Origin of the sequence: Limnohabitans sp. DM1, assembly GCF_001269385.1 — a bacterium.
GTDB lineage: Bacteria > Pseudomonadota > Gammaproteobacteria > Burkholderiales > Burkholderiaceae_C > Limnohabitans_A.
Genome location: NZ_CXOO01000060.1, coordinates 21,743 through 43,544 on the forward strand (window position 1 = coordinate 21,743; position 21,802 = coordinate 43,544).

General features: G+C 60.1%; 14 protein-coding genes and 1 tRNA gene. 6 read left to right on the plus strand and 9 right to left on the minus strand.

Annotated features, from left to right (window positions below; translation table 11 throughout):
• Positions 1-152: 152 nt before the first annotated feature.
• The gene (gene mfd / locus AMM33_RS19700) at positions 153-3,653 is read right to left on the minus strand and encodes a transcription-repair coupling factor (RefSeq protein WP_090142952.1); all 3,501 of its coding nucleotides are present in this window, start codon (positions 3,651-3,653) and stop codon (positions 153-155) included.
• Positions 3,654-4,228: 575 nt separating this feature from the next.
• On the opposite strand from mfd, the gene ispD reads away from it, so the two are divergent.
• Positions 4,229-4,942 carry a 2-C-methyl-D-erythritol 4-phosphate cytidylyltransferase gene (gene ispD, locus AMM33_RS19710; RefSeq protein ID WP_090142954.1) on the plus strand — a complete coding sequence of 238 codons (714 nt, stop codon included), beginning with the start codon at positions 4,229-4,231 and terminating at the stop codon, positions 4,940-4,942.
• On the plus strand, positions 4,939-5,418 hold the full coding sequence (gene ispF, locus AMM33_RS19715) for a 2-C-methyl-D-erythritol 2,4-cyclodiphosphate synthase (protein ID WP_090142955.1): 480 nt from the start codon (positions 4,939-4,941) through the stop codon (positions 5,416-5,418). Before ispD ends, ispF begins: the two co-directional genes overlap by 4 nt.
• Before the next feature lie 91 nt (positions 5,419-5,509).
• Here the strand turns inward: ispF and AMM33_RS19720 are convergent, their stop codons facing one another.
• The 3 genes from AMM33_RS19720 to AMM33_RS19730 are packed head-to-tail and all read right to left on the minus strand — an operon-like array spanning position 5,510 to position 8,391.
• Positions 5,510-6,892, minus strand: coding sequence for an ATP-binding protein (locus tag AMM33_RS19720; RefSeq protein WP_090142956.1), 1,383 nt, complete (start codon positions 6,890-6,892; stop codon positions 5,510-5,512).
• Positions 6,889-7,617 carry an osmolarity response regulator transcription factor OmpR gene (gene ompR, locus AMM33_RS19725; protein ID WP_090142957.1) on the minus strand — a complete coding sequence of 243 codons (729 nt, stop codon included), beginning with the start codon at positions 7,615-7,617 and terminating at the stop codon, positions 6,889-6,891. The genes AMM33_RS19720 and ompR overlap by 4 nt, the downstream gene beginning before the upstream one ends.
• A gap of 3 nt (positions 7,618-7,620) precedes the next feature.
• Positions 7,621-8,391 (minus strand): 3-hydroxybutyrate dehydrogenase, encoded by a 771-nt coding sequence (locus AMM33_RS19730; RefSeq protein ID WP_090142958.1) that lies wholly within the window; start codon positions 8,389-8,391, stop codon positions 7,621-7,623.
• Positions 8,392-8,492: 101 nt separating this feature from the next.
• On the opposite strand from AMM33_RS19730, the gene AMM33_RS19735 reads away from it, so the two are divergent.
• The 3 genes from AMM33_RS19735 (at position 8,493) to AMM33_RS19745 (ending at position 11,818) form a co-directional block, all read left to right on the plus strand.
• The gene (locus AMM33_RS19735) at positions 8,493-9,422 is read left to right on the plus strand and encodes an alpha/beta fold hydrolase (protein WP_194945598.1); all 930 of its coding nucleotides are present in this window, start codon (positions 8,493-8,495) and stop codon (positions 9,420-9,422) included.
• A 58-nt stretch (positions 9,423-9,480) separates the two neighbouring features.
• Positions 9,481-11,670: a RelA/SpoT family protein gene (locus AMM33_RS19740; RefSeq protein WP_090142959.1), complete on the plus strand. Its 2,190-nt coding sequence runs from the start codon at positions 9,481-9,483 to the stop codon at positions 11,668-11,670.
• A gap of 71 nt (positions 11,671-11,741) precedes the next feature.
• Positions 11,742-11,818: transfer RNA gene (locus AMM33_RS19745), tRNA-Val, on the plus strand.
• Between the two features lie 123 nt (positions 11,819-11,941).
• Here AMM33_RS19745 and AMM33_RS19750 read toward each other — a convergent pair.
• From AMM33_RS19750 to AMM33_RS19770, 5 genes are all read right to left on the minus strand, one after another.
• On the minus strand, positions 11,942-12,679 hold the full coding sequence (locus AMM33_RS19750; protein ID WP_090142960.1) for a SapC family protein: 738 nt from the start codon (positions 12,677-12,679) through the stop codon (positions 11,942-11,944).
• An 89-nt stretch (positions 12,680-12,768) separates the two neighbouring features.
• Positions 12,769-14,802 carry a M3 family metallopeptidase gene (locus AMM33_RS19755; protein ID WP_090142961.1) on the minus strand — a complete coding sequence of 678 codons (2,034 nt, stop codon included), beginning with the start codon at positions 14,800-14,802 and terminating at the stop codon, positions 12,769-12,771.
• Positions 14,803-14,838: 36 nt separating this feature from the next.
• A complete protein-coding gene (gene folD, locus AMM33_RS19760) occupies positions 14,839-15,690 on the minus strand; it encodes a bifunctional methylenetetrahydrofolate dehydrogenase/methenyltetrahydrofolate cyclohydrolase FolD (RefSeq protein WP_090142962.1) in 852 nt (283 codons plus the stop codon).
• Positions 15,691-15,766: 76 nt separating this feature from the next.
• Complete coding sequence (locus tag AMM33_RS19765) at positions 15,767-16,393, minus strand: response regulator transcription factor (protein ID WP_090142963.1); 627 nt, start codon at positions 16,391-16,393, stop codon at positions 15,767-15,769.
• Positions 16,390-18,921: a PAS domain-containing sensor histidine kinase gene (locus AMM33_RS19770; RefSeq protein WP_090142964.1), complete on the minus strand. Its 2,532-nt coding sequence runs from the start codon at positions 18,919-18,921 to the stop codon at positions 16,390-16,392. The genes AMM33_RS19765 and AMM33_RS19770 overlap by 4 nt, the downstream gene beginning before the upstream one ends.
• Before the next feature lie 173 nt (positions 18,922-19,094).
• Between AMM33_RS19770 and aceE the strand changes: the two genes are divergently transcribed.
• Positions 19,095-21,791 (plus strand): pyruvate dehydrogenase (acetyl-transferring), homodimeric type, encoded by a 2,697-nt coding sequence (aceE, locus tag AMM33_RS19775; protein ID WP_090142965.1) that lies wholly within the window; start codon positions 19,095-19,097, stop codon positions 21,789-21,791.
• Positions 21,792-21,802 lie beyond the last annotated feature (11 nt).

Genomic DNA, 21,802 nt, shown 5'->3' on the forward strand with positions numbered 1-21,802 from the left:
GCTGTCGACCACAAGTGCCCCATCGCCAGCAATGACCGGTCGTTTACACAGATGGCCAATTCCATCAGCACACAGTTGCAGATTGTGAAGGATTTTAGATAACTTTTGGTTATATAGGTATGACCGCAAGGGGTTTGACGACCCCTGCAAACTCACGGTTGAACTGCCGCCAACTCCACGAACGGCGTCCCCAAACTCCGCAGCACATCCCGCACCATCTGCGCCCTTGCCTTGGGGTCGGGCAGTTCGCGTTCGATGCGGATTTTGTCGTTGCCCGCCAGCTTGATGTGTTTGTTTTTCTGGATCAGGCCAATGATGGCCATGGGGTCCACGGGTGGGTTGGGCTTGAAGGTGATTTGGATCACGCCCGGGGCGGCGTCGACCTTGATGACGCCATAGGGCTGGGTCAGCACGCGCAGGCGGTGAACGTCCACCAGGGTTTGCGCCTGCGGGGGCAGCTTGCCAAAGCGGTCCACCAGTTCTTCGAGCAGGGCGTCGATCTGGTCGCTGCTTTTGGCAGTGGCCAGCTTTTTGTAAAAGCTCAGGCGCAGGTGCACGTCGCCGCAGTAGTCGTTGGGCAGCAGGGCGGGGGCGTGCAGGTTGATGTCGGTGGTGGCGGTGAGCGGGTTGAGCAAGTCCGGCTCTTTGCCCGCTTTGAGGCAGCGCACCGCCTCGGACAGCATTTCGTTGTAGAGCTGAAAGCCTACTTCGAGCATGTTGCCGCTCTGGTTTTCGCCCAGCACCTCGCCTGCGCCGCGAATTTCCAGGTCGTGCATGGCCAAATAAAAGCCGCTGCCCAATTCTTCCATTTGCTGGATCGCGTCGAGTCGCTGGGCGGCTTGTTTGGTCAGGCCTTCGATTTCGGGCACCATCAAATACGCATAGGCTTGGTGGTGCGATCGGCCCACGCGGCCACGCAGCTGGTGCAGCTGGGCCAGGCCGAATTTGTCGGCGCGAGAGATCACGATGGTGTTGGCCGTGGGCACGTCGATGCCGGTCTCGATGATGGTCGAGCACAGCAAGATGTTGTAGCGCTGGGCAACAAAGTCGCGCATGACGCGCTCCAGCTCGCGCTCGGGCATTTGGCCGTGGGCCACGGCGATGCGGGCTTCGGGCAGGATTTCTTCGAGCTTTTGCTTGCGGTTCTCGATGGTCTCGACCTCGTTGTGCAAAAAGTAGCACTGGCCGCCGCGTTTGAGTTCGCGTAGCACCGCCTCGCGGATCACGCCCGTGCCTTCGTTGCGCACAAATGTCTTGATGGCCAGGCGGCGTTGCGGCGCAGTCGCAATCACGCTCAGATCGCGCAGGCCTTCCAAAGCCATGCCCATGGTGCGGGGGATGGGGGTGGCGGTGAGTGTGAGCACGTCGACTTCGGCCCGCAGGCCTTTCATGGCCTCTTTGTGGCGCACGCCAAAGCGGTGTTCCTCGTCGATGATGAGCAGGCCCAGGTCGTGGAACTTGGTGGATTCGCTCAGCAGCTTGTGCGTGCCGACCACGATGTCCACCGTGCCATCGGCAATGCCTTTGAGGGCGGCGGTGACTTCTTTGCCCGAGCGAAAGCGCGAGACTTCGGCCACTTTGACGGGCCATTTGGCAAAGCGGTCTTTGAGCGTCTGGTAATGCTGCTCGGCCAGCAGCGTGGTGGGGGCCAGCAGGGCGACTTGTTTGCCGCCTGTGACGGCCACAAAAGCGGCCCGCAGCGCGACCTCGGTCTTGCCAAAGCCCACGTCGCCACACACCAAGCGGTCCATGGGCCGGGGGCTGATCATGTCTTGAATGACGCAGTGGATGGCGGCCTTTTGGTCGGCGGTTTCTTCAAAACCGAAGTCGTTGGCAAAGGTTTCGTAATCTTGTGGGCTGTAGCGGAAAGGATGGCCCTCGCGAGCGGCGCGGCGGGCGTAGATGTTGAGCAGCTCGGCAGCGGCGTCGCGCACCTGCTCGGCGGCGCGGCGTTTGGCTTTTTCCCACTGGCCAGAGCCCAGCTTGTGCAGCGGCGCTTCGTCGGCGCTCACGCCCGTGTAGCGGCCGATCAACTGCAGCTGGCTCACGGGCACATAGAGCGTGGCATCGCCTGCGTATTCCAGGTGCAAAAACTCCTGCAGGGCGGGCGTGCCGTCTTCGTTTTTCTGGCCCATGTCCATGTTGATCAGGCCCCGGTAGCGGCCAATGCCGTGCTGGCTGTGCACCACCGGGTCGCCCACATTCAGCTCGCTCAGGTCTTTGATCAGCGCTTCGACGTCGCTGACCTGTTCCTGCTTTTTGCGGCGGCGCGTGGTGGGGCCTGCGGCAAAGAGTTCGGTTTCGGTGACCAGGTCGATGTTGTGCTCGAACCAGTGGAAACCGCTGACCAGCGCGGCGGTGGCCATGCCGATTTTTTCGTCGCTGGCCAAAAACTCTTGCAGGCTGTCAAACACCGGGGGCGTGAGGCCGCTGGAGCGCACGAAGTCGAGCAGGCTCTCGCGGCGGCCATCGCTCTCGGCCAGGATCAGCACGCGGCTGGCGCTGCTGCGGATGTGGGCTTGCAAGCGCGACAGCGGGTCTTCGGCACCGCGCACCACCGTCAACTCCGGCAGGGGCTGGGCGAGGGTGTTGTCGGCCACATCGGCTGTGCCGGGGCGCAGGGCCAGTTGGGCGTGGCCGTTGGTCAGGGTGTAGAACTGCTCGGCACTCAAAAACAGCGCATCGGGCGGCAGTACGGGCCGCTCTGGATCGCCTTGCACCAAACGGTAGCGGTCGCGAGTGTCTTGCCAAAAGCGCTGAAAGGCAGGTTCCAGATCGCCGTGCAGCACCACGGTGGCCGCATCGGCTTGCCCTGCGCCCAGGTAGTCGAACACCGTGGCGGTTTCTTCAAAAAACAGCGGCAGGTAGTACTCGATGCCCGCCGTGGCCACGCCGTTGCCCATGTCTTTGTAGATGCGGCTCTTGGTCGGGTCGCCTTCGAGCAGTTCGCGCCAGCGGCTTCGGAATCGCGCACGGGCGGCCTCGTCCATGGGGAACTCGCGACCGGGCAGCAGCCGCACCTCGGGCACGGGGTACAGGCTGCGCTGGCTGTCGGGGTCAAAGGTGCGGATGCTGTCGATCTCGTCGTCAAACAAATCCACCCGGTAAGGCACCAGCGAGCCCATGGGGAACAAATCGATCAAGCCGCCGCGCACCGCGTATTCGCCGGGGCTGACCACCTGGCTCACATGTGAGTAGCCCGCCAGCGTGAGCTGGGCCTTGAGCTGGGCTTCGTCCAGCTTTTGCTTGACCTTGAATTCGAAGGTGTAGCCCGCCAAAAAGGAGGGCGGCGCCAGCCGGTACAGCGCCGTGGTGGCGGGCACCAGCACCACGTCGGCGCTCTCGGCGTGGTTGCGCTGCTTGATGCGCCACAGCGTGGCCAAGCGCTCGCTGATCAAGTCCTGGTGCGGCGAAAACGTGTCGTAGGGCAGGGTTTCCCAGTCGGGGAACATCACGCAACGCAGATCGGGCGCAAAAAACACCAGCTCGTCCATCAGGCGCTGGGCATCGGCCGCATCAGCCGTGACGATGGCGGTGAGCTTGCCCGCTTTCTTTTCGCGCTGCGCCAGTTGGGCCAGCAGCACGGCATCGGCCGATCCGGCGGGGCGGGGCAGGGTGAATCGTTTGCCGGTGATCAGGCTGGGCAGTTGCATGGTGTGTGCGCTGGGCAATGGCGATGAAAAAAGCAAAACACCCCCCGCCGAAATGGAGGGGGGTGTGGAAATGGAAGTCGGGGGTGATTTTAGAGTCTTTGTGACCTTGGGCAGGCCGATGGTGCTCGTTAAGCACAGTCGTCGGTGGGTCGGCTTATTGATCCGGCCCTGTGAAGTTTGCAGGGTGACTTCAACCTTGCACCTTGTGGGAGCTAGCCCTGCTGGCGATCAGACGCTTGTGGACCACAGGCTTTTCGCTTGGCTGGCAATCTCCCACAAAATCCTCCCAACTGGCAACACACGGCTCAGACTTTATCGGGCCGAATCTATAAGCAGTGACGGCGCAAAAAATTCAAACTTCCGCGTGCCGAATCAATAAGCACAGTGGTCGGTGGGTCGGATTGGGTCCCGTCACCGGGCCTTTGGCGCACCGGGCCATGTCGGAACTGAAGCTGTCGACCTACGGGGCGCCACGGTATTTGTAGGTCGGCGGCTTCAGCCCCGACAATTGTTTACGTCACATCAGACCCTGTCCGGGCCGAAGAAGCCAACCTGCAAAACTACAATCTCAGCCTATGACCGACCGCAGCATCTCAACATGTTTCCACGCCCTCATCCCCTGTGCGGGCACGGGCAGCCGTGCGGGCACGGTGCAACCCAAGCAATACCAACAGGTGGCCGGACAGACCATGGTCATGCACACGCTGCAGGCTTTGGCGCAGGTGCCTCAACTGGCCAGTGGTTGGGTGATTTTGTCGCCCGGTGATGACCATGTCTGGGCCGAGCAGGGTTGGCCCCAGCGTTTCAAGCGCCTGGCTTGCGGCGGTGCCAGCCGTGCCGAGAGCGTTTTCAACGGCCTTCAAGCCATGCTGGCCGCAGGCCTTGACCCGCAAGACTGGGTGCTGGTGCACGATGCGGCGCGTTGTCTGGTGTCGCCCGATTCGGTGAGCCGCTTGATCGACACTTGCCAGCACGATGCAGTGGGCGGCCTGCTGGCCCTGCCTTTGCCCGACACGCTCAAAACCGAAGAGGGTGGGCGCGTGACTGCCACCGTACCGCGTGAACACAAATGGCTCGCTCAAACCCCGCAAATGTTCCGTTTGCAGATGCTGCACGATGCGCTGGCTGATGTGGCGGGCAGTGGTTTTGCAGGCATCACCGACGAGGCCAGTGCCATCGAACGGCTGGGTATGAAGCCCCGTCTTGTCGAAGGCTCGGCACAGAATTTCAAAGTCACTTACCCGGCCGATTTCGCGTTGGCCGAGGCTATTTTGGGGAGCAGGTCATGAGTTTCAGAGTCGGTGAAGGTTGGGATGTCCATGCCCTGGTGCCCGGGCGCAAGCTCATTTTGGGCGGGGTGGAGATTCCCCACACCTCGGGCCTGCTGGGCCATTCAGACGCCGATGTGCTGCTGCACGCCATCACCGATGCGGTGCTGGGCGCGGCGGGTTTGGGCGACATCGGACGGCATTTTCCGGACACCGATGTGCAGTTCAAAGGCGCTGATTCATCCGTGCTGCTGACCGAGGCCATGCGCCGGGTGCGTGAGCGTGGTTGGGAGTTGGTGAATGTGGACAGCACCATCGTGGCCCAGGCTCCCAAGCTCGCGCCGCACATGGCGGCGATCAACGCCTCGGTGGCCCAAGCCCTGGGCGTTGCCGCCGATCAGGTCAACGTGAAAGCCAAGACCGCCGAGAAGCTTGGCCCCGTGGGCATGGGCCAGAGCATGGAAGCGCGGGCGGTGGCTTTGTTGACCAAACCTTGACCCGTCATTTGTAGGGGTCTTCGACGACTGACCTACGAGGATGTTGTGGGTCGTTATTCGAAGAGGACGACGTGGGCTGTCAGGGCGCTGTTCACAGGATGTCGGCTTGCCTGAATTTCATCAGCGCCATCAGGCCGCCTGCGCTGTTGTTGAACACCGAAAACGTGCCGCCCATGCGCTGTACTGAGCGCTCTACGATGGCCAGGCCGAGGCCCGAACCGGTGGCCGATGTGCGTGCGGTGTCACCCCGGTAAAACGGTTGGGTCAGGTTTTTCAGGGTGTCTTCGGACACGCCCGGGCCTTGGTCGCGCACGCGCAGCAGCACCCAGCCGTCGTGTACCCGGGCCACGATTTCGACGCGGGTGATGCCGTCGCTGGGGCTTTGGCCGTAACGACGGGCGTTTTCCAGCAAGTTCGACAGCACACGACCCAGTTCGACTGTTTCGGCTCGAACATGCAGGTCTTCGGCCACATCCACGGTGATGTGCATTCGCGGGTTGGCCCGGAATGGCGCAATGCAGCGGCTGATCACACCCGACAGCAGCACTGGGCCCAAGTTGCTGGGTTCGGGGCGCGCGTAGTCGAGGAATTTGTCAATGATTTCATCCAGTTGCGCAATGTCGGCCGCCATCAGTTCGCGCGTTTCGGGGTCGTTCACGCTGAGTTCGGTTTCCAGCCTTAGGCGGGCCAGAGGCGTGCGCAGATCGTGCGAAATGCCCGCCAGCATGAGGGCGCGTTCGGCTTCGATTTTGGCCAGACGCTCGGCCATGCGGTTGAAGCCGATGTTGACCTCACGGATTTCGCTGGTGGGGGCGTCTTCGTCCAGTGTCGAGGTGTTGAAGTGGCCTTCGCGCAGCTGGCTGGCGGCCAGCGACAGGCGTTTGAGCGGGCGGTTGATCAAGCCGGCCATCACGGCGGCGCCCACCAGCGACAGGGCCATGGCCAGGAGCAACCAAATCAACCAAGTCGAGCCGCCCAGGGGTTGCAGGCGTTCGGGGTCCATTTGCAGCCAGTAGCTGTCGCGCTCGATTTCGAAGCCCACCCACAGGCCGGTGGCATCGTTGACCCGGGATGCGATCACGGTGCTCGGCCCCAGGCGTGCCACCATTTCGAGGATCAGGCGTTTTTCCATGCCCGTGGCGCCAAATGGGACGATGCGGTCACTCGGCTCGCGGATTTGGATCTTGAAATCTTCTTCATCGGCCAGTGATTTGAGCAGCGACACCCGGGCGATGGCGTCGGTGTGCATCAAGGCGTTTCGGGTCATGTTGACCACAGTGGCGATCTGGTGCGCATTGCGCAAGATGCGTGGCTCGTATTCCTGGGTGCGGAACATTTGCAGCCAGGCCAGACTGCTGAAAAGAATCAGCAAAGTGAGCAAAAAGAAGGTGCGCCAAAACAGGCTCAATTTGAGCCTGCGTGGCGGCTTGGCGGCAGTGTCGTTGTCTGCGCTGGAAAATGGCGTTTTGATCACGGTTGACCGTCTGGCACAAACACGTAGCCCACACCCCAAACGGTCTGGATGATCTTGGGCGAGGCCGGGTCTTGTTCCAGCATTTTGCGCAGTCGGGAGATTTGCACGTCGAGGCTGCGGTCAAATGGCTCGAAGTCCCGGCCTCGGGCCAATTGGGCGAGTTTGTCGCGTGTCAGCGGTTGACGCGGGTGCCTGACCAAGGCTTTGAGCATGGCAAATTCGCCGGTGGTCAAGGCGATGTCTTTGCCGTGTTTGCTCAGAGAACGCGCGCCCAGATCGAATGTGAATTCACTGAAGTTCACCACTTCCTTGTCACTTGCGGGGGCGCCAGGGACTTCTGTCTGCGGTCTGCGGCGCAACACGGCTTGGATTCTGGCCAACAATTCACGCGGGTTGAAGGGCTTGCCCAGGTAATCGTCGGCGCCAATTTCCAGACCGTTGATGCGCTCGGCTTCTTCGCCTTTGGCAGTCAGCATGATGATGGGCGTTTTGTTGCCAGCGCCGCGCATGCGGCGGCAGATGCTCAGGCCGTCTTCGCCCGGCAGCATCAGGTCGAGCACGATCAGGTCAATGGTTTCGCGCTGCAAGATGCGGTCCAGCGACCGCCCATCTTCAGCCAGCAACACGTCAAAACCCTCTTGCGAAAGGTAGCGTCGCAGCAAGTCGCGGATACGTGCGTCGTCATCGACGATCACGACTTTGTCAAGGCGGTTGGAGGTGGCCATGGCTTATTGCGCCGTCCAGCCGCCGTCCATGTTCCAGGCCACGCCGCGCACGTTGTTGCCTGCTGCAGAGCAGAAAAACACGGCCAGCTCGCCCAGCTCTTCGGGGGTGGTGAATTGCATGGAGGGTTCTTTTTCCTGCAGCAGGACTTTTTTGGCTTCTTCGTTGCTCAAACCCATGGCCTGAGCCTTTGCGTCTACTTGTTTTTGTACCAGGGGCGTGAGCACCCAGCCTGGGCAAATGGCGTTGCAAGTCACGCCGGTGGTGGCGTTTTCGAGTGCTGTGACCTTGGTCAGGCCCACCACACCGTGCTTGGCGGCCACATAGGCCGACTTTTCGGCCGAGCCAACCAGGCCGTGGATGGACGCGACGTTGATGATGCGGCCCCAATTGGCGGCTTTCATGGCGGGCAGTGCCAGACGGGTGGCGTGGAAGGCGCTGCTCAGGTTGATGGCGATGATGGCGTCCCAGCGCTCGATGGGGAAGTCTTCGATCTTGGCCACATGCTGGATACCGGCGTTGTTCACCAGAATGTCGACACGCCCAAAGGTGTCGGCGGCGAACTTCATCATGGCCTCAATCTCAGCGGCTTTGCTCATGTCGGCGCCGTGGTAAGCCACTTTCACGCCCAAGGCAGCGATTTCGGCCTTGGGGCCTTCGGCATCGCCAAAACCGTTGAGCACAATGTTGGCGCCTTGCTTGGCCAAAGCCTTGGCAATGCCCAGTCCGATGCCGCTGGTTGAACCTGTGACCAGTGCTGTTTTACCTTGCAACATGTTTTCCACTCCGAAAGATGAATTAGGATGCTTAAAAGTCCATTATGGCGCCGCACAGGGGCAGTTTTCCCCGAGGCGTCATCTGTTTGTTTCGGATTGTCATGCACAACTCTTTGACACCGCCTTCCCTTGAGTTCGTCACCTGTCCCCATGCCGAGGGCCAGCACCGCATGGCCTATTGGCGCTGGGGCGATGCCCGGGCCAGCCGTGTGGTGGTGTGTGCGCACGGCCTGACCCGGCAGGGACGGGATTTTGACCGCCTGGCCCAAGCCTTGGTGGCGCGCAGTGCGCAGCCTTTGCAAGTCATTTGCCCTGATGTGGTGGGGCGTGGGCGCAGTGAGTGGCTGGGCGAACCCATGGCCTATCAGCTGCCTCAATATGTGGCGGACATGTTGGCTTTGTTGGCGCAAGTGCATGCGCAGCAAGGGGCTGGCGCTGTTTGGCAGTCGCTCGATTGGGTGGGCACCAGCATGGGCGGGCTGATCGGCATGGTGGTGGCCGGTCAACCGGGTCTGTCATTGCCTGCGCCTATTCGTCGCCTGGTGCTCAACGATGTGGGGCCTGCAATCACCTGGTCGTCGGTGCAGCGCATGCAGCAGTATGTGGGGCAATATGGTCAGTTTCGTGATCTGGCTCAAGCAGCAGCGGCCATACGCGAGATTTCGCAAGGCTTTGGCCCTGTGCCCGAAGATGTCTGGCTGGACATGTCGTCCCACATGATTCGCCCCGCCGCCGAGGGGGCCGTGACTTTGCATTACGACCCGGCCATTGGTCAGGCCCTGCGTGCCTTGACGCCCGAAGCTGCGGCTGCAGGCGAGGCCGCCTTGTGGGGGCTGTATGACCAGATCAAGGCGCAGACTTTGCTCATTCGGGGTGCTGATTCTGATTTGCTGACTGCCGAGACGGCCACGGCGATGACGCAACGTGGCCCTCGGGCAGACCTGCAGACTTGGGCGGGGATCGGACATGCGCCAACTTTGACGGCGCCAGACCAGATCGATGCGGTGGCCAAATTCTTGCTTGCTGATTGAATCCATGGTCAGTCCCTCCTCCAGTCATTCCGCCAGCCGGGTCGTCATTGCCGGAAAAATGCACGCATCGGCTGTGCCTCCCGTTTTGTTGGCCGCGGCCGCAGAGGGGGCCGCTCAGGCCGATACCTTGGCCCGTGCGCGGGCTTTTGCCGAGCCATTGATTGCCGGTGAAACGCTGGACACGGGTGAAAACATCTTGTCGCATGCCGATGCCGTGGCGAGCATCTTGGCCGACATTGGCGGCTCCGCGTTCATGCAGGCCGCCATTTACCTGGTCTATGCCTGCCCGCATTTGAATAAGCCCGAAGAGGTCATTGCCAAAGCCTTTGATCCCGGCTTGGCTCAACTGGCCATGCACACCAATCAGTTGGTGCATGTGCAGCGTTTGTCTCGTGCATCACAAAGCAGCGCCCAGTTGCTCGATGACCCCAAGTTGCAGACCGAAAACGTGCGCAAGATGCTGCTGGCTTTCAGCCGTGATTTGCGTGTGGTCATGTTGCGCCTGGCGTCGCGCATGCAGACTTTGCGACACTTCGCAGCCACCAAACTGCCAGTGCCTGCGGCCTTGGCCAAAGAGTCCCTGCAGGTGTTTGCCCCCTTGGCCAACCGCCTGGGAATCTGGCAAATCAAATGGGAGCTGGAGGACTTGTCTTTTCGCTTTCTGGAGCCAGTGACCTACAAGGAGATTGCCAAGCTCCTGGACGAAAAGCGGGTCGAGCGCGAACAGTTCATGGTCGATTTGCGTCAGCGCATGCAGCTGGCGCTGGCCGAGCAAGGCGTCAATGCCACGGTCGAAGGGCGACCCAAACACATCTACAGCATCGTGCGCAAGATGCGCGGCAAGTCGCTGTCGTTTGATAAGGTGTTCGACATTCGGGCTCTGCGTGTGGTGGTGCCCGATGTGTCTGATTGTTATCAGGTGCTCAGCTGGGTGCATGAGCACTTTTCACCCATTGCACAAGAGTTTGACGACTACATCGCCAAGCCCAAACCCAATGGCTACCAGTCACTGCACACCGTGGTGCGCGACGTGGATGGTCGCCCCATCGAGATCCAGATTCGCACGCAGGCCATGCACGACCATGCCGAGCATGGCGTGGCTGCACACTGGGCCTACAAAGAAGCGGGGGCCAAGGGCTACGCAGGGGTGTCTGCCAGCAGTGATTACGACGCCAAGATTGCCGTTCTGCGGCAGCTTCTGGCCTGGGAGCGAGACCTGTCAGGCGCTACTGATGCCCAGGGCCTGTTTGATGACCGCATTTATGTGCTGACCCCTGATGCGGCAGTGGTGGAGCTGCCTCAAGGCGCCACGCCGATTGATTTTGCCTACACCGTGCACACCAATTTGGGGCACCGCTGCCGTGGTGCCAAGGTCGACGGTGCCATGGTCCCGCTGCATACCCCATTGGCCAATGGTCAAACGGTGGAGGTCACCGCCATCAAAGAAGGTGGCCCTTCACGGGATTGGCTCAATCCGGAGTTGGGCTACCTGGCCAGCCACCGGGCGCGTGCCAAGGTGCGGGCCTGGTTCAATGCGCAGATCAGCAGCGAAAACATCGCTCGTGGGCGCGAGGCGGTGGAAAAGCTCCTGCAGCGCGAAGGCCGCACTGCCATGCGGCTGGATGATCTGGCCAGTCAACTGGGGTTCAAGTCGGCGGATGGCCTGTTCGAAGTGGTGGGCAAAGACGAATATTCGCTGCGCAACATCGAGGTCTTGCTCAAGCCGCCGGAGCCCGCACTCACGCCCGATGAAATCGTGTTGCAGCGCAAAACACGGGGCAGTCGTCACAAATCTCCTTCCGGGGTGTTGGTGGTGGGGGTGGGGTCCTTGCTCACACAGCTGTCCCGCTGCTGCAAGCCTGCACCGCCAGATGCGATTCAAGGCTTTATAACGCGAGGCAAGGGCGTCAGCATCCACCGACAAGATTGCAGCAATTTCCGGGAATTGAACCACCGCAACCCTGAGCGAGTGATCGAAGTGCGATGGGGCGAGCGCAAATCCGGGCCAGAAGCTTCGGTGTACCCCGTGGATGTCGCCGTGGAGGCAAACGATCGACAGGGTTTGCTCAGGGACATTTCAGAGGTTTTTTCCAAAGAGAAGATGAACGTCATTGGTGTGCAAACCCAGTCCGTCAAAGGCATGGCCTGGATGACGTTCACGGTAGAAATTTCCGACTCTGCCTTGCTGAACAAAGTGCTGGGCACCGTGCGCGCCGTCAAGGGCGTGCGCCACGCCCGAAGACGTTGATCAAAATTCCTTCATTCTTTCAAAGCCTGCCTCTGAAATGCGCTTTTTCACTGCTACAATTGCTGTCTCTTAGGCGCGTAGCTCAGTTGGTTAGAGCACCACCTTGACATGGTGGGGGTCGCTAGTTCGAATCTAGTCGCGCCTACCAAATTTGGTAGGAAAAAAGCACTTCGCGGAAACGCTAAGTGCTTTTTTTATGGGGTTTTTATCCCTCGGTTCATGGCCTGTGTAAGGCCTTCGCCCACATCGCTTGTCCCATTCTTTCGATTGTTCAGGCCCCTTGGCCCTTGGCCTGCAGCAAACTCCCCAGCTTGTTCATGCTGCCCATCGAAATCAGGTGCGCGTAGATCAGGCCCATCCAGCCGCGTTCGACAAACTTTTGCATGGTTTTTGCGGACAGTTGACGCAACTTTTGCTCATCGACCACCCGAAAACCAGAAAGACTCAAGGATTCGCCGTTGGGTAGCGTGACTTTGGCATGCTGGTCCACCAGAATTTGAGCGGCTTGCAAAGCCTTGCTGAATTCAATGGTTTGTTGCATCTGTTGGTGGAAGCTCTGGCAAAAAGCCAGCGCCCGGTCGGTGACAGCGGTCTTGACGCCTTTGTCGTCGAAAAAGGCCATTTCATGACCTGGCGCGACCCATGTTGAATCGAAGTCGATGCACAAAGTCAGCGCGTCGGAACCCTCGTTTTCAGCCAGGATAAATGGATAGCGGCGCACATAAGCAGGGACGTAAGTGCCTTCGGTCCACTGACCATTGGTTTGTACGTAGGCGTTGTGGTCAGGGTTCATGCCCAACATGACCAATGGCATGGCCGATTCGCCTGCAGTGAACACAATCACGTAGTCCCTGCAGGCGGCCGGGAACTCCTCAATCACCAAAGGCAGGGAGTTGGTCTCATGCGCAAAACCATAACCTGCTTGAGGATTGAGTGACAGCTGACCATGCTGCTCAGGGTTGAGCGGTTGGGGGTTTTTATACAAAAGTGGAAATGAACGGTTGGTCATTGGGGGCTCCCTGTTGAAAATCAAAAGATTAACACTTTTAAATCCATTTTTTGATTTTTTGAATCACAGGTGAGTGGAGCCTCGAACCGTCACACCATGCCTTGGTGCCTGAGCAGCGCATCCAGGTTCGGCTCGCGGCCCCGGAAGGCTTTGAACGATTCCAGCGCCGGGCGACTGCCGCCCGCTTCCAAGATGGCTTGGCGGTACAAGCGACCGGTTTCCACGCTGGGCGTGCCGTCGTCTGCGGCGGTTTCTTCAAACGCCGCATAAGCGTCTGCGCTCAGCACCTCGGCCCATTTGTAGCTGTAATACCCGGCGGCGTAACCGCCTGCAAAGATGTGGCTGAAGGTGTGGGCCATGCGGTTGAAGGCGGGCGGGCGCATCACGGCCACTTCGTCGCGCACTTGTGCGAGCAGCGGCATGAAGTCTTGTGCCGGGTCGTGTTCGGCATGCACCAGCATGTCAAACAGAGAAAACTCGATCTGGCGCAGGGTTTGCAGGCCGCTTTGGAAGTTTTTGGCGGCCAGCATCTTGTCGAACAGGGCACGCGGCAGGGGCTCGCCGGTTTCCACATGGGCGGTCATGTGGCGCAGCACCGACCATTCCCAGCAGAAGTTTTCCATGAACTGGCTGGGCAGCTCGACCGCGTCCCACTCGACACCGCTGATGCCCGAGACATCGCGCTCGTTCACTTGGGTGAGCATGTGGTGCAGACCGTGGCCAAACTCGTGGAAGAGGGTGATCACGTCGTCGTGTGTGAGTAACGCGGGCTGGCCGTTCACGCCTTCGGCGAAGTTGCACACGAGGTGTGCCACAGGCGTTTGCAGCACGCCCGTGTCGGGGCGCTGCCAGCGACCGCGCACGTCGTCCATCCAGGCACCGCCGCGCTTGCCGGCGCGGGCAGGGGGGTCCAGGTAGAACTGACCCACCAATTGGCCTTCGCGCTCGATGCGGTAAAAGCCCACGGCCGGGTGCCAGACGGGCGCTTGGTCGGCGCGGATGCTGACTTCGAACAGGGTTTCGATGATCTTGAACAGCCCTGCCAGCACCTTGGGCGCGGTGAAGTACTGCTTGACCTCTTGTTCGCTGAAGCTGTAGCGGGCTTCTTTGAGCTTTTCGCTCAGGTAGGGCACGTCCCAGGCGTTGAGCGGGCCGGTGATGCCCAGCGCGTTGGCGGCGAATTCGCGCAGGTCGGCCAGGTCTTTTTCGGCAAAGGGCCGGGCCTTGGCCGCCAGGTCGCGCAAGAAGGCGGTGACTTTCTCAGGCGACTCGGCCATTTTCGGCACGACCGAGACCTGGGCGTAGTTGTCAAAACCCAAGAGGCGCGCCTCTTCTTGGCGCAGCGCCAGGATTTCCTGCATCAAAGGGGTGTTGTCGAAGTGCTTGGCGTCATCGGGGGCTTGGTCCGAAGCGCGGGTCACATAGGCTTTGTAGAGTTGCTCGCGCAAAGCGCCGCTGTCGGCAAATTGCATCACCGGCAGGTACACGGGCATCTTGAGCGACAAGCGGTGGCCCTCTTTGCCTTCCTTTTGGGCCGCATCGCGGGTGGCTTGAATCACATCGGCGGGCACCCCTTGGAGCTGGTCTTCGCTCACGTACAGCGCAAATTTGTCGGTCGCGTCCAAGGTGTTTTCGCTGAACTTTTGCGTGATTTCGGCCAGCCGTTCCTGGATGGCGGCGTAGCGTTCTTTGGCCCGGCCTTGCAGTTCGGCACCGCCCAAGACAAAGGCACGCAGCGCGTTTTTCAGGGCCTGCTTTTGCTCGGTGTTGAGGTCGGCCGCGTCAATGGCTTTGTATTTTGCGTACAGGCGCTCGTCGCTGCCCAGGCGCGTCCAGAACTCGGTCACACGGGGCAGGGCGGCGTTGTAGGCAGCGCGCAATTCGGGGGTGTCGGCCACGCTGTTGAGGTGACTGACCGCGCCCCAGGCCATGCCCAGCCGCTCGGTGCTCACGTCCAGGGTCTGGGCAATGGCTTTCCAGTCAGACGGAAAGTCGTCGGCGGTGACGGTATCGAGGGCTTTTTCGGCAGCGGCCAGCAGTTCGTCTAGCGCCGGGGCCACATGCTCGGGGGCAATGCGGTCAAACAAGGGCAGGCCAGAGGTGTCGAGCAAGGGGTTGGTCATGGGGCTTCCAAATAGCAGTTCAGTGGGTACTTTGTATCACTTGGAGGCGCGTTCGGCCGCTTCAAGGGTATTGACCAGCAGCATGGTGATGGTCATGGGGCCGACGCCGCCGGGCACGGGGGTGATGTAGCCTGCGACTTCTTTGACTCCGTCAAAATCCACGTCACCGCAGAGCTTGCCTTCGTCGTTGCGGTTCATGCCCACGTCCAGCACCACCGCGCCGGGTTTGACCATGTCGGCCGTCAGCACATTGCGCTTGCCCACAGCGGCCACGATCACGTCGGCTTGCAAGGTCAGGGCCTTGAGGTTTTGGGTGCGCGAGTGCGCCACCGTCACGGTGGCGTCTTTTTGCAGCAGCATCAGCGCCATGGGCTTGCCCACGATATTGCTGCGGCCAATGACCACAGCGTGTTTGCCGCGCAGGTCGTAGCCGATGCTCTCGAGCATCTTCATGCAGCCATACGGCGTGCAGGGCCAAAAGCCGGGCATCCCGGTCATCAAGGCCCCTGCGCTGGCGATGTGAAAGCCGTCCACATCTTTGGCGGGGCTGATGGCCTCGATCACCTTTTGTGCGTCGATGTGCGCGGGCAGTGGCAGCTGCACCAGGATGCCGTGGATGCTGGGGTCGTTGTTGAGTGCTTCCACGCGGGCCAGCAAGTCGGCTTCGGTCATCGTAGCCTCATATTTTTCGAGCACCGAGTGCAAGCCGCTGTCTTCGCAGGCCTTGACCTTGTTGCGCACATAAACCTGGCTGGCCGGGTTGTCGCCCACCAGAACCACGGCCAGGCCTGGCGTCACGCCTTGGGCTTTGAGGGCTTGGGCACGGGTGGCGACTTCGGTGCGCAGTTGTTTGGAGAGGGCATTGCCGTCGATGATTTGTGCGGTCATATGAGAGAACCCAAAAAGTCAGAAAGAAAATGCAAAACGCCCGGCAGGTGCGGGCGTTTGGTGGGAGGCCGGGCGATCAGGCCTTGGGTGCGTTTTGCCCGAGCGCGATCTTGAGCAGATCGGCCACGGTGTTGGCGTTGAGCTTTTCCATGATGTTGGCGCGGTGCGCCTCCACCGTCTTGATGCTAATGCCCAGATCGTCGGCAATCTGCTTATTGAGCCGTCCGGCGACGATGCGTTCGAGCACCTGGGCTTCGCGGCCCGTGAGCTTGGACAGCAGGGCGTCGCGGCTGGCGGCCTGCTGGTAATCGGAAAACGAGTCGCGGGCTTCGTCGAGCATGCGCTCGACCAGTCCGAGCAGTTCTTCTTCCTTGAAAGGCTTCTGGATGAAGTCCATCGCGCCTTTTTTCATGGTGTTCACGGCCATGGGCACGTCACCGTGACCCGTGATGAACACAATGGGCAGGGGGGATTTGCGCTCGATCAGGCGGTCTTGCAACTCCAGACCGGTCATGCCGCCCATGCGGATGTCGGCAATGAGGCAGGCCACCTCGCGGGGGTCGTAGCGGCTGATGAAAGATTCAGCACTGTCAAAACAGCGCACCCGATAGTCCTTGCCTTCGAGCAACCACTGCAAGGAATCGCGCACCGCTTCGTCGTCATCGACGACATAAACGGTGCCTTTTTTTGGTATCAAACTCATTCATTTACCCCAGTGGGTTGTTCTTCGGTCAATGTGGTGTGCACGGGAATCCAGAAGCAAAAACGGCATCCGACCACCTCATCGGCATTGTAGATGTTCTGGGCTGAGATCCTGCCCTGGTGGGACTCGATGATGCTGCGGCACAAATTCAGGCCAATGCCCATGCCTTCGACCTTCGTCGAAAAGAACGCTTCGTACACACGGTCAATCACAGCCGGTGGCAAGCCCTGGCCCGTGTCACTGACCGAGAACTCCACCACGGATTGCTCATCCCTGGTCGTGGGCAATACGCGCAGCTCCACATGCCGCTGACCGATTGGCCGGTTGGCGTTGTCAATGGATTCGGCAGCGTTTTTCATCAGATTGATCAGCACTTGTTCGATCAGGATGGGGTCCACCAAGAGTTGGGGCAAGCGAGCCGCCACATAGTGCGACAGCCGGACATGGCGTCTGCGCAATTCGATTTCAGCCAATTCCAGTGATTCGTTCACCATGGCCGAGACGTCCGAGAGCATGCGATTGGGCTCGCTGCGTTTGACGAAGCTGCGGATGCGCAAAATGATCTGCCCCGCACGCTGCGCCTGATGGGCGGTTTTCTCCAACGCCCAGACCAGATCATCTTCCTTGACTTGCTTGTTTTTGATGCGCGAGATCATGCCGCTGCAATAGTTGCTGATGGCTGTCAGGGGCTGGTTCAGCTCGTGGGCCACGCTGGAGGCCATCTCGCCCATGGTGATCAGGCGGCTGGCGGTCTGGGCGCGTTCGGCTTGCTGTGCGGCCAGCTCTTCTGCCTGGCGGCGCGGCGTGATGTCGCTGGCAATCACCATCTGCGCCAGACGGCCATCGGCCCAGTTGATGTAGCGAGAGCGCACTTCCAGCCATTTGCCCAGCTCGGGGACAAAGATTTCGGCGTTTTCAGAGCGGGCCACGGTCAGGCTTTCAGTGGGCAGCCCCGCCAAGTCATCCACATCATCGTTCTTGTGCTCATTGGTGTTGGCTCCAGCCTGGGCCACCAGACGCAGATGGCCTTGTGTGTCTTGACCAAACCACAGGCGGTAGAGTTTGTTGGCAAACAGCAATTCCTGGCTGCCCAGAGGGGCCACCGACACGGATGCGTCCAGGGCTTCCAGCACGATGGTGAAACGTTCGTATGAACTGGCCAGTTGTTCGCGAATCCGATTGGGCTCGGTGATGTCGGTCATCGACGTCATCCAGCCTGTGTGCTGACCTCGCGCATCAATCAATGGAGACACATACATGCGGGCGTCAAACAAGCTGCCGTTTTTGCGCTTGACCCGCACCTGAAACCCGCCTGCAGAGTGCTGACCGCTGATCTCTTCTTCCAGACGTTTGGTCAGCATTTCACGGTCTTCGTCAGGCCAATAAGGGAAGGGGGCCGTACCACCGACCAGCTCAGTCTCGTTCCATCCGGTCATCTGACAAAAAGCGGGGTTCACATAAGTGATGCGTCCATACAAATCCAAGGCCCGCATACCCGTGAGCATAGAGTTTTCCATGGCGCGGCGGAAGTTGGTTTCGGCGACCAGGGCTTTTTGTGCCTGCAGGCGCCGGCGCGTGTGCCGCCAGTTACCAATCAGCATCCAGGCGGTCATGACACTGAGCACACTGACCAGCCAAAACAAGCCGCTGCCCACCAGGCCTTGTGAGGTGCGCCATGCTTGCGCCCGCAAAATAAGGCCGTTGCCCACCGGGGCCACAGGCACCTCGTAATCGTTGTTGATGCGCTCACTGCCGGGCAGCAGATTCCACAGGTGCACACGATTGGGAATGGTTTGGCCAGCTTGCAGCTTGCCTTTGCTGTCCTGCAAGGCCACCGCATACTTGGCCAGAACTTCGGTGGGAATGCCGTAGCGCAGCAAGCCTTCCATGGAGTACTGCGCCAGGATCACGCCACTGAAGCGGCCTTGGTCGTTACTCAGGGGTGAATGCAGTTGCAGCACGGCATTGCCGGCATCGCGTTCATCCTCGGCTTCAATTTGGCCGTAGATGGGTTGCATCAAATCACGCGCCAGGCTGTAGTTACTTTCGGTATCGCCCACCTTGAGTACGGTGCCTGCCCGCAAATGCTGGCCGGTCAGGAGGCTGGAAACGCTTTGATTGGCGATGATGCGCCGACGGTCATCAATCCAGGTCAGCGACTGGTATTCCGGGTATTGCTGCACCAAGGCCTCTGCCCGTGACATGAACTGGTCCACGCGAATTTCCCGGTTGGACACATCCCGCGCCAGGCGCATGACCTGTTCCTGACGCTCGATCAGTCGCAAGCGCAAGCGCTGCTGGGCGTATTCCACATCACGTTTGATGGCTTCTTGTTCGCGTTCGACTTCTTCTACGCGAAGGTACCAAAACGCACTGGCAATGGCCGCTAAAAAAAGTAAAACAGCGGCAACCGGTGCCAAATTGGCAAAACGGTCTTGATGGTTGGGGGTTTGGCGTTGCCACCAGGTGCGCCACCATGCCCAGGGGCCCACTTTTTTGACAACGGAAGCAGCTTTGTTTAATTCCATCACTTGAGTTTAGAGGACAAGCTTGGCGCAGGGACTCAGTTGTCTTGAATGTTCCAGCTTGAAAAATACAAATAATTTCATTATGCGGAACGACCGTGCACTATTTGAAATATGAGAAAAAATATGCGAAACTTACGCCATCCACTGATCCCAACATTCAACAGGAGACACGCATGACAGCGGCAACACCACAACAACCGGGCCGTGACCTGGACAGTCAGGAAACCCGTGAATGGATGGACGCCCTGTCCGCCGTGATCGAAAAAGCAGGCCCTGAGCGTGCGCACTTTTTGCTGGAAGAGTTGCTCGAAGAAGCCCGCCAGCACAGCATCGATTTGCCGTTTTCGGCCACCACAGGTTATGTGAACAGCATCGAGCCCAACGAAGAGGCCCGCTGCCCCGGCAACATCGAGATCGAGGAGCGCCTGCGCGCCTACATGCGCTGGAACGCGATGGCCATGGTGGTCAAAGCCAACCGCCACAACCCCGCTGACGGCGGCGATTTGGGCGGTCACATCGGCTCCTTCGCCTCGCTCGCCCACATGTTTGGTGCCGGTTTCAACCATTTCTGGCATGCCGAGAACGAAAACCACGGCGGCGACTGCCTCTACATCCAGGGCCACGTGTCGCCCGGCGTCTATGCCCGCGCCTACCTGGAAGGCCGCCTGACCGAAGAGCAGTTGCTCAACTTCCGCCAGGAGGTGGACGGCAAAGGTCTGTCCAGCTACCCGCACCCCAAACTCATGCCCGAGTTCTGGCAGTTCCCCACGGTGTCCATGGGTCTCGGCCCCTTGATGGCCATTTACCAAGCGCGCTTTTTGAAATACCTGCACGCCCGTGGCATCGCCAACACCGAAAACCGCAAGGTCTGGGTGTTCTGCGGCGACGGCGAAATGGACGAAGTTGAATCGCTGGGAGCTATTGGCCTGGCTGCCCGCGAGAACCTGGACAACCTGATTTTTGTCGTGAACTGCAACCTGCAGCGTCTCGATGGCCCGGTGCGTGGCAACGGCAAGATCGTGCAAGAGCTCGAAGGCGAGTTCCGCGGCTCGGGTTGGAACGTCATCAAGCTGCTGTGGGGCAGCGAGTGGGACAGTCTGCTGGCCCGCGACAAGGACGGTGCCCTGCGCAAACTGATGATGGACACGCTGGACGGCGACTACCAGGCCTTCAAAGCCAACGATGGCGCTTATGTGCGCAAGCATTTCTTTGGCCGTGACCCGCGCACGCTGGAGATGGTCGCCCACTTGTCGGACAACGACATCTGGAACCTCAAGCGCGGTGGTCACGACCCGCAAAAGGTGTATGCGGCTTACCACAAGGCTGTCAACACCAAGGGGCAGCCTACGGTGCTGCTCATCAAGACTGTCAAAGGTTTTGGTATGGGCAAAGCGGGCGAGGGCAAGAACACCGTTCACCAGACCAAAAAGCTGACGGACGAAGACATCAAGTACATGCGCGACCGCTTCAATATCCCGATCCCGGACAGCGAGTTGGCTCAGATTCCGTTTTACAAGCCCGCCGACGACACGCCGGAAATGCGTTACCTGCACGAGCGCCGCCAGGCCCTGGGCGGCTACCTGCCCAAGCGCCGCGCCAAGGCCGACGAGAGCTTCACCGTGCCTTCGCTCGACACCTTCAAAGCTGTGATGGAGCCCACCGCCGAAGGCCGTGAAATCTCCACCACCCAGGCCTATGTGCGCTTTTTGACGCAGCTGCTGCGCGACCAGGCCCTGGGGCCCCGAGTCGTACCCATTCTGGTGGACGAAGCACGCACCTTTGGCATGGAAGGCCTGTTCCGCCAAATCGGTATTTACAACCCTGCAGGCCAGCAGTACACGCCGGTCGACAAAGACCAGGTCATGTACTACAAGGAAGACAAGGCTGGCCAGATCCTGCAAGAAGGCATCAACGAAGCGGGCGGCATGTCCAGCTGGATCGCTGCTGCGACCAGCTACAGCACGTCCAACCGCATCATGGTGCCTTTCTACGTGTACTACTCGATGTTCGGCTTCCAGCGCATTGGCGACTTGGCATGGGCTGCTGGCGACATGCAGGCGCGCGGATTCTTGCTGGGTGGCACATCGGGCCGCACCACGCTCAACGGCGAAGGCTTGCAGCACGAAGACGGTCACAGCCACATCATGGCCAACACCATCCCCAACTGCGTGTCGTATGACCCGACCTTCGCCCACGAAGTCGGTGTCATCCTGCACCACGGCTTGAAGCGCATGGTCGAGAAGCAAGACAACGTGTTTTATTACATCACCTTGCTCAACGAAAACTACGCGATGCCTGGCCTCACACCCGGCACCGAAGAGCAGATCATCAAGGGCATGTATTTGTGCAAGCCCGGAGCGGCTGGAGAAAAGCGCGTGCAATTGCTGGGCTCGGGCACCATCCTGCGCGAATCGATTGCCGCCCAAACCCTGCTGGCCACCGACTGGGGCATCCAGGCCGATGTGTGGAGCTGCCCAAGCTTCAACGAACTGACCCGCGACGGCCAAGACGCCGAGCGCCACAACATGCTGCACCCGATGGAAACACCGCGTGTGTCGTTTGTGGGCCAACAACTGGCCAAGCACAGCGGCCCCGTGGTGGCATCCACCGACTACATGAAGGCCTATGCCGAGCAGATCCGTCCTTTCATCCCGAAAGACCGCACCTACAAAGTACTGGGCACCGACGGTTTTGGCCGCTCCGACTTCCGCAGCAAGCTGCGCGAGCACTTCGAGGTCAACCGCCATTACATCGTGGTCGCGGCCTTGAAGGCGCTGAGTGAAGAAGGCAAAGTGCCGGTCGCTCAGGTGGCGCAAGCCATCCAAAAGTACGGCATCAAAACCGACAAGATCAACCCGCTGTACGCGTAAATTCGGGAGAC

Coding starts and splice junctions, on each gene's coding strand:
- ispF (WP_090142955.1), top strand. CDS start 4,939: ATGAGTTTCAGAGTCGGTGAAGGTTGGGATGTCCATGCCCTGGTGCCC.
- aceE (WP_090142965.1), top strand. CDS start 19,095: ATGACAGCGGCAACACCACAACAACCGGGCCGTGACCTGGACAGTCAG.
- ispD (WP_090142954.1), top strand. CDS start 4,229: ATGACCGACCGCAGCATCTCAACATGTTTCCACGCCCTCATCCCCTGT.
- mfd (WP_090142952.1), bottom strand. CDS start 3,653: ATGCAACTGCCCAGCCTGATCACCGGCAAACGATTCACCCTGCCCCGC.
- folD (WP_090142962.1), bottom strand. CDS start 15,690: ATGACCGCACAAATCATCGACGGCAATGCCCTCTCCAAACAACTGCGC.
- AMM33_RS19740 (WP_090142959.1), top strand. CDS start 9,481: ATGCACGCATCGGCTGTGCCTCCCGTTTTGTTGGCCGCGGCCGCAGAG.
- AMM33_RS19765 (WP_090142963.1), bottom strand. CDS start 16,393: ATGAGTTTGATACCAAAAAAAGGCACCGTTTATGTCGTCGATGACGAC.
- ompR (WP_090142957.1), bottom strand. CDS start 7,617: ATGGCCACCTCCAACCGCCTTGACAAAGTCGTGATCGTCGATGACGAC.
- AMM33_RS19770 (WP_090142964.1), bottom strand. CDS start 18,921: ATGGAATTAAACAAAGCTGCTTCCGTTGTCAAAAAAGTGGGCCCCTGG.
- AMM33_RS19755 (WP_090142961.1), bottom strand. CDS start 14,802: ATGACCAACCCCTTGCTCGACACCTCTGGCCTGCCCTTGTTTGACCGC.
- AMM33_RS19735 (WP_194945598.1), top strand. CDS start 8,493: ATGCACAACTCTTTGACACCGCCTTCCCTTGAGTTCGTCACCTGTCCC.
- AMM33_RS19750 (WP_090142960.1), bottom strand. CDS start 12,679: ATGACCAACCGTTCATTTCCACTTTTGTATAAAAACCCCCAACCGCTC.
- AMM33_RS19730 (WP_090142958.1), bottom strand. CDS start 8,391: ATGTTGCAAGGTAAAACAGCACTGGTCACAGGTTCAACCAGCGGCATC.